Genomic DNA, 11,452 nt, shown 5'->3' on the forward strand with positions numbered 1-11,452 from the left:
GAACTTTTACCTAAAATAAAAGATTCTTATTTTTTTTGTCTTAATAATTGATTTGCCTTCGCAAAATACGCTTCTTTTTTCTTCAAATCTCCTAAACCATTATAAGCTTCTCCTAACTGAATGTTAAAATTTGCTTCTAAAGTTACATCATCTACAACATAATCAAGCCCCATTTCTAAAACGTCTTTTGCTTTTTTAAATTGTTGCAACTGATTATTAGCCAATCCCGAATAAAAATAAAACTGCGGTTGCGTTGGGAATGTTTCTATCATTACTTGCGAACGTTTTCCCATCGGTTCGTATTGTTTAGTTTCGGTGTACGCTTGAAGCAAAAGTAAATTTGTTTCTATATCTACTTGCGAAGCTGAATTTACTGACAACTCATAATATTTAGTTGCCTGATCAAATTGATTTTTGCTATGATAAAACTTCCCTATTTCTTTTGCAACATCTACATCTGGGTCATTCTTAAAATAAGTAATCGCTTTATCCAAATCAGGACTATATTGTGGATTCTTACCTACAAAAATTAGAAATTCGTTTAATATTCTATGTTTGATTTTCGAATCTATTTTAGAATTTTTTAAAACAACATCCATTGCCTGGATTGCTTTTTCAGGTTGATTCTGATCTAAATACGTTTTAAAAGAACTTACTTGTGCCCACTCCGATGTTGGAATTGCTTTCTCTAATTGTTGCGTAATTTCCAATACCTTATTAGCATCATTATTCTTTGCATACAAAGAAATCAAAGCAATATAATTAGACTCTTCTTTCGGATTTTTCTTAATCTGATCCGTAAGACTTTCTATTTCGACATTTTGATATTTTCCTTGTGACAAAATCTGTGCCTTATATAATTCTCTTTCACTTGATTTTCCAAACTTGTCATTCATTTCATTAATCAATGCAAGTGCTTTGTCCCACTGATTTGTAATCATGTACAAAGAAATCAGATCATCTTTATATTCCTCATCAAACGGAATAATCTTCTGGATCGTTTCTATCGCCAAAGGATAATTTTTAGTCTGGTAAGAAACATCATAAATACCCAACCAAAACCACTTGTTTTTTGGATTTATCTGTACCGCTTTTTCAAACGAACTTTGAGCATTTCTATAATCTTTTAAAGACAGGTAGTTTTTACCTAATTCAAAATAAACAGTTGCGTCATTAGGTTGCAATTTCTCGCATTTTTGCAAAGCTGTTATTGCTTTGTCATAATTCTCGATACCTTTTTGTAATAACGATTCATAAAAAGAGTCCTGAAATTCATCGGTAGCCATAGCTATATCTTCTGGTTCAGTTTGAGCCATTATCGAAGCCTGATTGCCAAGCAAAGCCATAAATACAATTATTAAAACTCTTTTTTTCATTTTTATATTATTGACATTTAAAGTAAAAACGAACCCTTTTTGACTTCTTGTTTATTCTAAAACCGAATAATCTCCTATGCTAATGCTAGTAAACTTACCATCGTAAACAACGTGATTTCCTATCATTGCATTGTCTAAATTAGCGTTTTTTATTTGTGCATTAGTTTGCACCAAACTATTTTTGATTGAACTATCAATAACATGACATCCTTTTCCTAAAGATACATTAGGTCCTACAGTTGCATTTTTCAATACTACGTTTTCTCCAATATAACATGGCGGGATAATAGTCGAGTTTTCTAATTTCACATCATAATCTACTAAATGTTCTCCATCATTATGCAAGAATCCTAACATTCTGGAATTAGTTTCGACAGTAACATCTTTATTACCACAATCCATCCATTCATCTACGCTACCGGTTTTAAAAACTTTTCCGTTAGCCATCATTGCTTTAATACCGTCATTAATCTGGTATTCTCCACCGTTCTGGATATTATTATCCAAAACTATTTGAAGCTCATTTTTAAGAATTTCAACTTCTTTAAAATAATATATTCCTATAACAGCCAGATCACTAACAAACTCTTTTGGTTTTTCGACCAACTCCGTAATTTCATTATTAGCATTTAACTTAACTACTCCAAATGCTTCTGGTTGCTCAACTTGTTTTACCCAAATCACAGCATCTGCTTCTGGATCTAATTCAAAATCAGCTCTAATTAAAGTATCTGCATAAGCAATTACCGTAGGCCCTGATAAAGATTCTTTGGCACACATAATAGCATGTCCTGTCCCCAAAGGTAAATCCTGACGATAGATAGATGCTTTAGCTCCTAACCCATTTGCTAACTCTTTTAAACTTGCTACGACATCATCACCAAAAAAAGCTTCATCACCTAATATAAATGCAACTTCTTCGATAGGCTCTTTAAGAATTTTAGCAATATCTTCGACTAAACGATGTACAATTGATTTTCCTGCAACCGGAATTAATGGTTTAGGTATAGTTAATGTATGTGGTCTAAGTCTTGATCCGCGACCTGCCATTGGAACGATTATTTTCATGTTTTTTTATTTCAAAATTGAATATTCCAAGTTGAATATTCAAACTTATTATTTTACTTGTTTTTACTTCTTGATGTTTCCAAACTTTTTACAAAGATTGAAATTAACTCATCATTTTCTTTTATTGCAATATTTAAATCTAATTCTTCTTTCGAATACAATTCAGCTCTCAAAATAATTTTCAGACATGAATGTGTTTCTCGAAGCTCTTTTAACACAACCGACATTTTATGAATAAAATCATTTCTAGATTCTGCACTTTGGGCTTCACTATAATTTAATGATGGCGAAGTTCCTGAACGTACAATCTGACCTGATAAATGATTTCCTGCCTTTGTTCCTTTTAAATTATCTGTTATTTTTATAATTTGAACTGCAAAATCAATTAGCCTTTCATGTAAATCAAATTTTTTCACAACTTTTTAATTTTAAAGTTGAAATTAAAAAAATTTGAATTTTCAACTTGGAATTTTGAATTTTGAAATCTCTACAAACTACTTCACCCCAGTACTACCAAAACCTCCTTCGCCTCTTGATGTTTCCGAAAGTTCGTTAACTTCAACCCATTCGGCTCTTTCATGTTTGGCAACAATAAGTTGTGCAATTCTTTCTCCATTTTCAATCACAAAAGCCTCATTGGATAAATTTACTAAAATTACTCCTATCTCACCTCTATAATCCGCGTCTACAGTTCCTGGAGAATTTAAAACCGTGATTCCTTTTTTAGCAGCCAATCCACTTCTTGGTCGCACTTGTGCTTCGTAACCAATTGGTAATTCTATAAAAAGTCCCGTTTTAACTATGGTTCTTTCTAAAGGTTTTAATGTTATTGGTTCAGATAAATTAGCACGCAAATCCATTCCTGCCGAAGCTATTGTTTCGTAGTTAGGTAAATCGTGTTGTGATTTGTTGATAATATTAATCGTCATTTTTATATTTTTAAAGCTAAATGTAAATCTTGAATTTGTTATTTTTTGCTAAGAATTCCTTTTATCGTATCCTTTTCGTTATGATAAACGAAATAAACAAACAGAAGGAACAATGGAATTCCGACAAAGTAATTTTCTCTGAATCCGTAAAAAGAAATAACCGAGAATACAATTGAAATTCCTAAATAGGCTCCAATTTTCTTCATATCATAAGGTATCGGGTAATACTTGTTTCCTAAAACATACGAAATAAGCATCATGCTTCCGTAAGCCGAAATTGTTGCAATTGCTGATCCATAGTAACTATACTTCGGAATTAAAAGATAATTTAATACTAAAGTTAGTATAGCTCCAACTATTGATATGTAAGCACCAATTTTTGTCTTATCAGTTAGTTTATACCATACCGATAAATTATTATAAATTCCTAAGAAAAAGTTCGCCAGGATAATTAACGGAACTACTTTCATAGCTTCCCAATAAGATTTATTTTCTAACAGTAGTAATTTTAAAATATCTGCAAAAACAATCACTCCTAACAAAATCAATGATCCAAGAATCACAAAATATTTCGTGATTACTGCATAAGTTTGAGGTGCATTTGCATTTTTAGCGTGGCTAAAAAAGAAAGGTTCAATTCCTAATCTAAATGCTGTTGCAAATAAAACCATAAATAAACCCAATTTATAACACGCTGAATACGCTCCAACTTCTGACTTTGCTATGTTTTCTGGCAATAAATAACCTAGTAAGATTTTATCAAAATGCTCATTAACTGCAAAAGCTAATCCAGCCACCAAAATTGGTAAACCATATTTCATCATTTTTCTCCAAAGTACTGGATCAAATTTTCGTCCAAGCGAAAGATAATTTGGAGACAATACTATAAAGGTTGCCAAACTTGCCAAAAGATTAGCAATGAAAATATAAGCAATTTGGAAATTTTCTACATATAAATTATCCCAAACAGAATTTGGATTATCAGCCGCAAGTTTAGGTAAGTACATCAAGAAGAAAATATTCAGAACAAGATTTACTATTACATTTCCAATTTTTATTGCTGCATAAACCATTGGTCGCTGATTGGCTCTAAGCTTAGAAAAAGGAACTAAAACCAACGCGTCCAAAACTAAAATCCAAACCGAATAGGTAACAAACTGTACATCGACTTCAGCAAGAGTTGCAAGTGTATTTCTAAAAATTAATGCTGCAAAAAGAAAAATAATCGATGACCAAAAAATAGAAATTGTAGAAGTCGCAATGACATTTTTCTTATCTGGTTCGGAATTATAAAACCTAAAAAAAGCAGTTTCCATCCCGTAAGAAAGTACTACGTTAAAGAAAACCATCCACGATAACACGATAGAAACCTCACCATACTCTGCTGTTGGTAAAATTCCGGTGTATAATCGTACTAATAAAAAACTCAGCATTCGTGGCAATACTGTCGCAAGCCCATAAATAGCTGTCTGTTTAAAAAGATTTTTATATAATCCCAAAATATTTGTGGTAATAAAATTTATAAAACAAAAATAACCAATTCTTTGGTTTAATATCGTTTTTATCGATTCATTAAGGAAATGTTATGCTATTTTATATTAAGTCAACTTATTTTCATCTAATATTTTTACAAAATGAAATCCTTTAGGGCCATAACCTTGATTATAATAAAAACGATGTGCGGCAAAATTAGAAGTAAATGCGTCCAAAACAATATTAGAACACCCTAAATCAAGCGCTTTTTTCTCAATATAATCCGTCAGTAATTTCCCGATTCCTTTAGAACGATGATCTGGATGCACAACAAAATTATCTATCTCCAAATATTTTCCGGACCAAAGCTTTGTAGATGACCAACATCCTGTAATTCCTAAACATACATCATCCTCAAAAACAGCAATTTGGGTATAACTATGAGGAACCATTTCTGATAGGTATAATTCATATTTCTCCAAATCCAGATTGGGATATAAATACTGCATGGTCGCAATTTGAGCAACCATTTCTTTAATAGTAGTAAGTTCTTTGATTATAAATTGCATGTTGATATAAAAATAGAAGCCAAAATTAATCAAAAAAACTGATTAATAATTGGTATCGCTATATTCATGGGGCAATTAGAACAGATTGTCGATGAACTATTGTTTTATAATATCGATATAAATGATCATAAATTAATAGTTCATACATTCTTTGTTTGGATGTATACTGCCTATTTACCATCATGTGTATGTGACTCTTTAAAAAACTTGATAGAGAAATTTCTAGATTTTCTTTAATCTGTAAAGTCACTTTATCAACTTTAGTCTGTTTTTCTTGTATTAACTCAAAAACTTCAGGATAATCATTTATACTTTTATCAAATAAAAATCGATTCATTTCAGGAAATAACTCTCGATAGTGTTTATCCATTTCTTTTTTAAGATTCTTATTGGCATTAAATTCTTCTTTAAAAGATAATTGCAACTCATCCATTAGCTTTAGTTTATCTGCACTTGTTAACAAAAATGAATTTAGAAAACTATCAATCGCACAAAAACTAAAAAGCAATGGTATGTTGTTATTTGCAAATCCCGATTTTAAGATTAAATATTGCAAAACCATTTCACTGTCTTGGTAGAAAAGTAATTCTGAATCAATCATTGTGTTCTGGCCATACCTTTCAATTTCTCTTTTATAAGTACCCGTTTTTACTTTCCAAACAATGTCTTGCTCTAACATCTCATCCAAAACAGGATAAAGAATTGCTATTATTTCAGATAATTTATCAGGTGAAGCTAGCAAAAAACGAATCCTCAAATGTTCATCAGGGTCTTTATATCGTATAAAAAACCATTTACTTATTAAATTTTTCTCTTTTAATAATGAAATAATAGGATATAGTTTTTCTACTAAAACAATATCGGTCATTTTAACTCCTGTGTATATTTTATAATACAACCATTCACTCCCTAAACAAAAATCTCTTTTCATTTTTATGTTTTTTTAACCGCAAAGATTTAACAGATTTTTATTTGTATAATTTGTGGCAAAAAATTAACCGCAAAGTTTAAAAGAGTTTTCCCAAAGTTCGCAAAGCTTTGTGTCCCCTGCGTTTCTTCTTAGCGTGCTCTGCGGTAAAGACAACAGAAATAAAATCCGCTTTTATCCGTGTTTTCGCGATAGCGAATCCGTATCATCCGCGTCCATTGCGTCTCTATTCTCAAAGTCTATTTACTCTTTGTAAAATGACAATATAAATTGATTTGTAAAATCTTCTCCATTGGCATCTTTAACAACAGAATCACCAGTAAACAAAAATTCTTCCAGCGTAATTTTATTATAGTTTTGAACCGATTTTAAAAACATCTTCATACAAATCTCTTTTTCTAAATCAAGTAAAAGTGTATTATCTGAGTTAATCCAATTTACAAGTCGGGGTATATTACGTTCATTCTTCCAAATTGTAAAAGCTTCAAATAAACCGCTTTCTTCCATTTTTAAAAACTGGTTTATTTCCTTTTTATCCACCATCCATTTTGCTTTCGAAAGAATAACGTCTTTATATAATACTCGTGGGAAATAATCATAATGCAAATCCAAAACACCCCAATTAAAACTATAAATAGGTTTTAAATCCTGACTTTGTAAGTCACATAAAAAATGATAAATGGGTAATGATTTATTATTAGAATAATCATGAGCATTAGATAAACAAGGAACAACTTCTTTATTGTACTTTTTAGATCGCAAAAAAATCCTATTCTCTTTAATAGAAATCATCAAATCATTTAAATCGATTGTTTTCTCTTCTGGTACACCAGGGATAGAAAGATAGGCAATTTCATAATCTCTTAAAAATGGTCTTCGTAATATATTCCCTGTTCTTGATTCAGGAATATGTACCACTTCTGCCAAGATTTTATCAGAATGATATTTTGTTTCTTTTTCAATAATTTCTTTTGTCAAATTATGAATCCCCTTGTTTCCATTACAAAAGCGTCCTAATAATTTTGCCGCACTACTATTTCCTGAAGATTCAATACTAATTTCTTCATTTTTTAAAAGTTCGATCATTACCGAAAATGTAGCTGGAGCATTATCCCAATTGGCATCAAAATCAGGAAAATCTTTTTCTGAAAGTAGAATGCTTTTCTCTTTTTTTACAACACTCTCTTGCAATTTTTTCTCTATGATATAGTCATAAACACTCCAAGATTGATTCTCTGTTTTCGGTTTTGAACCTTGAAAAGAGAACCGTTCTAATATGTCATGAACATCATTCATATCTGAATCTTGAAGATAGCCAATACCCGTTTCTGTATCCAGAACTGTAGTTAGTGGCATTTCTTTTGATTCATATCTTTGAGTAAATCTTCTTATAAAATTGGTCTGATTTGTAAACTTTTTAGAATTTTGAATTCCGTTTAAAAAACGAATCGCTTGCATTACTTTTTCTGGAACTTTTTCGCTTAATACATTTACATAGGTAGCTGTGTTTAAATCAGTCTGAAAAAGATATTTTTCATCATAAGACAAATCTATGTTTTGGATTAATTCCTTTATTTCGGTATAACTGTTTTCAACAGGAATCAAGCTCTTGTCTAATTTTAAAAGCCCTTTTTTAAGAATTTGCAATTGTTTATTATCATGTTGTAATTTGGGAATTTTATTAAAAATAGTAAATACACTATCCCACTCCTCTTTACCTGTTATAGTACCATCAATCTCGCTTACAAGAAACTGAAAATCTATTAATTGGTAAATAAAAGCCAATGCGTCTTCCTTTTCAGAAGAATCATCGATAAGATGTAAAACCATTTCATCAACCCTTATTCCTGACTTTGCATGAAGCAATACCGTTTCTAAAAGTTCTGATTTTCTTAGTGCCGAAATACTATGCTCCCTTTTAGTATTTACATATTTATACTCTACATAGCGATAGAAATCGCCAAGAGTATAAACTGAAGTATTAGGATAATATACAAGATGATTTCTAATTTCTTTTCGTTTCCCAAATTCCTGCAACATTCCTAACCAGAACTGTCTATCAAATTGCGTAAAACGATTAAAACTAGCTGGCGATTTAAGAATACAATTTGTTTCCGAATCTATTTTTCCTGTGGTACAACCAGCAAATAACCCAAAAGGAGTACACCTTGCAGACATTCTGGCAATGTATTTTAATAATGAAATCTCTAAACCGTTCTCTTTTTTGTTCGAAAGACCAGAAGAATCTTTTTTCCATTTGTCTAAAGCCAATACCAATTCGGGTGATGCGATATAAATTGCTTCCCGAACCAACCGATTTTCAAACGCCTCTAATAATCCTTCCTGAGAATAATTCTCTATTACATTTAAATAAAAAGAAATAGGAAATAAAGGCGTTCGTAAAACATACTGGGAGAAATGATGAACTTTATAAATGTTCATTCTTTTGATTTAAACACATTATTCCTTCTTTAATTTGTAATCTGGATGCCCCAACTGCCAATAAAAAAAAGCATAAGAATCGGCAAGTTTATCATTTAATTTATCAAAAGATACATCTCCACCATGACCACTTTCCATACCTACATTTAAAAATATAGGGTTATCACCTGAATTATTCGCTTGAAGTTTGGCTGCAAACTTAGCCGGAATCCAAGCAATTACACGAGGGTCATTCATACCAGCAGTTATCAAGGTTGCAGGATATTTTGTTCCTTTCTTTATATGATGAAATGCATCCATTTCTAGCAATGCTTTAAACTCTTCTTCATTTTCAACAGTTCCAAATTCTTTTATATTATTTGGCCCGTTGGGTGCAATTTCTGCACGAACCGCATTTATCGATCCTACATCGATAATTGCTGCTTTAAATAAATCTGGTCTTTCTGTAATCGCTCTGGCTATTAAGATGCCGCCAGCACTTACACCTTCTACACCCAAGTATTCTGGAGAAGTATATTTTTCCTTGATTAAAAACTTTGCACTCGAAATAAAATCTTCCCATGTATTTGGCTTTGTTTTCTTAAAACCGCCTTTATGCCATGCATCGCCTTTTTCTCCACCACCTCGCACATGCGTATGTACTAAAATACCTCCATCTAAAATCCATAACAAACTATATGGATTAAAATAAGCTTCGTTTGAATCCCCATAAGCACCATATCCATCCATGATTACTCTATTTTTACCATTTTTATCCAATCCTTTTTTGTGAATAATCGTTAGAGGTAAAGCTAATCCGTCATGTGTTATTATTTCTATTTCTTCTACTACTATATCTTTATATTCGGGATAATCTGGCTGTTCACGAAAATCTTCCGGTCTTAAGGTATCTGTTTTAATATCGTACTTATATCTTTTTCTATTTTGAGTCCATCCTGAACAAGAAATCCAAATATCCGATACATCTTCACTTATGGTTTGCATGTAAATTTTACCAGAAGGTGTTGGCAAAATTATTTTTTTATAATTTCTTCCGTTATAAAAATAAAAATTTGCTACAACTCCATTTTTCACTGTTGTAAAGAAAAATCCATCTTTTGTTTTTACAACATCATCTATTATTTCATCTTTTATTTGCTGAACAATAACCTCCGGAGTTGAAAAATTCGGAGAATCAAGAGATGTTTTACATAGCTGACTTTTGTTGTTGTTTTCTGAAATAAAAATCACATCGTTTCCGTCTATTATAAAACTTTTAATTTTTTCTTCTTTTTTAAAAAAGGGTTTCCAAATCACTTTATCATTATAAACATCTACCACATTTGCATAAAAATAATCACTATAATTGGTGGCTCCACCCACGCGTCCAAATATGTAATTATTAAATTTTTGAGGAATTGTTACAATAGGAAGATCTGCCTTGTCTAATTTTAATTCAGGATTATTTGATATCGAAAAAATATCTTTTATCGTATTAACGTTACTTCCAAGTTTATAAACAACAGACTTTGTGTTCATAATAAAATCATCAGATTTCATGTCGATATTAGGAATATGAACATAAACAATTCCCGAGTTGTCGGGCAACCAACTTATTCCTCCTATTCCACTTGGCCAGGTATTGGTAATAATCTCTGGTAACATCTTATTTTTTAGTACATCAAAAATAACAACTTCGGCAATTTCTTTTCCGCCTTCCGTAACTGCAATAACTACTTTAGAACCGTCTTTGGTAGGCTTATAATAACTTATTAAATATTTTTTATTATCCTCTGGTTTAAAATCCTTGGGGTCAAAAAGTAATTGTTCCTTACCATTAAGTCCTTTTTTGCAGTACAATTTTCGATAGTTTTCGTCATTACGCATTTTAGTATAAAAATTAGTGCCATCTGTAGTTGTATTTATAGCACCATAAAAAAATTCTGTTTTCTTATCTATGTTTAGCATTCGATTTAAAAATTCATTTCTTTTAGAAATACTTTTCAAGGTTGCTTCAGTATAAATCGTTTGGTTTTTCATCCAATCAATAACAGCTGGGTCTTCCAGGTTTTCTAAATTTCTGTACTCGTCAACAACTTCAATTCCATGATATACATCGGTTGCTGGAATTGATGGAGCCAATGCAGGAGACTGAGCCAATATAGTTCCAGAAAAACTAATGACTAATAATGTTATAATTTTTTTCAATTTATTTATACTTAATGTTATTATGGTATCTATTATCGTTTCTTTTTGCTCACTTTTTCTGCAAGTTGCATCGCATTATACACATTTAAAACTTTACCCGATTTGGATAATTTCGAAAATGAAACTTTTTTATCTTTTGTCATTATTTATCTTAATTAAATTTCAGTTAATAACTAACTACATATAAATAGTATAAATAATTTTATCCTATTTACAATAATCTGTCGATTTTTTAAATTTTGGATTAGTAACCGGCTCACCTTCAGTGCCATTTCCTCCCCCTTTAATTAAATGTGGATTCTTTAATTTTGCTATTACAAATCTTTCTAAATCAAATTTATTAACTTCTTTTTTTTCTCTTTTCGTTTTCATTTTTATAAATTATATTTATTATTTACTTACAAATATAGAACAGCTCTCTTACAAAACTACTAAACAATCACCTAGTGTATATCGAAATTCGGGAATTTCGAGTTTGTA

10 protein-coding genes are annotated in these 11,452 nt (G+C 30.9%); all 10 read right to left on the bottom strand.

The window, feature by feature from the left end:
* Positions 1–26 precede the first annotated feature (26 nt).
* The gene (locus tag AC3IPI_RS05195) at positions 27–1,376 is read right to left on the bottom strand and encodes a tetratricopeptide repeat protein (RefSeq protein WP_039113345.1); all 1,350 of its coding nucleotides are present in this window, start codon (positions 1,374–1,376) and stop codon (positions 27–29) included.
* 51 nt (positions 1,377–1,427) lie between these two features.
* Positions 1,428–2,444, bottom strand: a complete 1,017-nt coding sequence (locus AC3IPI_RS05200; protein WP_489157574.1) for a sugar phosphate nucleotidyltransferase — start codon at positions 2,442–2,444, stop codon at positions 1,428–1,430.
* A 53-nt stretch (positions 2,445–2,497) separates the two neighbouring features.
* Complete coding sequence (locus tag AC3IPI_RS05205) at positions 2,498–2,860, bottom strand: four helix bundle protein (protein WP_323490028.1); 363 nt, start codon at positions 2,858–2,860, stop codon at positions 2,498–2,500.
* Positions 2,861–2,938: 78 nt separating this feature from the next.
* Positions 2,939–3,373, bottom strand: a complete 435-nt coding sequence (gene dut, locus AC3IPI_RS05210) for a dUTP diphosphatase (protein ID WP_086893896.1) — start codon at positions 3,371–3,373, stop codon at positions 2,939–2,941.
* 38 nt (positions 3,374–3,411) lie between these two features.
* Complete coding sequence (locus AC3IPI_RS05215) at positions 3,412–4,872, bottom strand: lipopolysaccharide biosynthesis protein (protein ID WP_489157577.1); 1,461 nt, start codon at positions 4,870–4,872, stop codon at positions 3,412–3,414.
* A gap of 99 nt (positions 4,873–4,971) precedes the next feature.
* Entirely contained in the window at positions 4,972–5,415 is a 444-nt protein-coding gene (locus AC3IPI_RS05220) for a GNAT family N-acetyltransferase (RefSeq protein ID WP_489157579.1), read from the bottom strand.
* 64 nt (positions 5,416–5,479) lie between these two features.
* Positions 5,480–6,346 carry a thiopeptide-type bacteriocin biosynthesis protein gene (locus AC3IPI_RS05225; protein WP_489157581.1) on the bottom strand — a complete coding sequence of 289 codons (867 nt, stop codon included), beginning with the start codon at positions 6,344–6,346 and terminating at the stop codon, positions 5,480–5,482.
* A gap of 240 nt (positions 6,347–6,586) precedes the next feature.
* Entirely contained in the window at positions 6,587–8,785 is a 2,199-nt protein-coding gene (locus AC3IPI_RS05230; protein ID WP_489157583.1) for a lantibiotic dehydratase family protein, read from the bottom strand.
* 18 nt (positions 8,786–8,803) lie between these two features.
* Positions 8,804–10,972 (bottom strand): prolyl oligopeptidase family serine peptidase, encoded by a 2,169-nt coding sequence (locus AC3IPI_RS05235; RefSeq protein WP_489157585.1) that lies wholly within the window; start codon positions 10,970–10,972, stop codon positions 8,804–8,806.
* A gap of 207 nt (positions 10,973–11,179) precedes the next feature.
* Positions 11,180–11,344 carry a hypothetical protein gene (locus AC3IPI_RS05240; protein WP_165763180.1) on the bottom strand — a complete coding sequence of 55 codons (165 nt, stop codon included), beginning with the start codon at positions 11,342–11,344 and terminating at the stop codon, positions 11,180–11,182.
* Positions 11,345–11,452 lie beyond the last annotated feature (108 nt).

The organism is Flavobacterium sp. GL_143 (assembly GCF_057834355.1).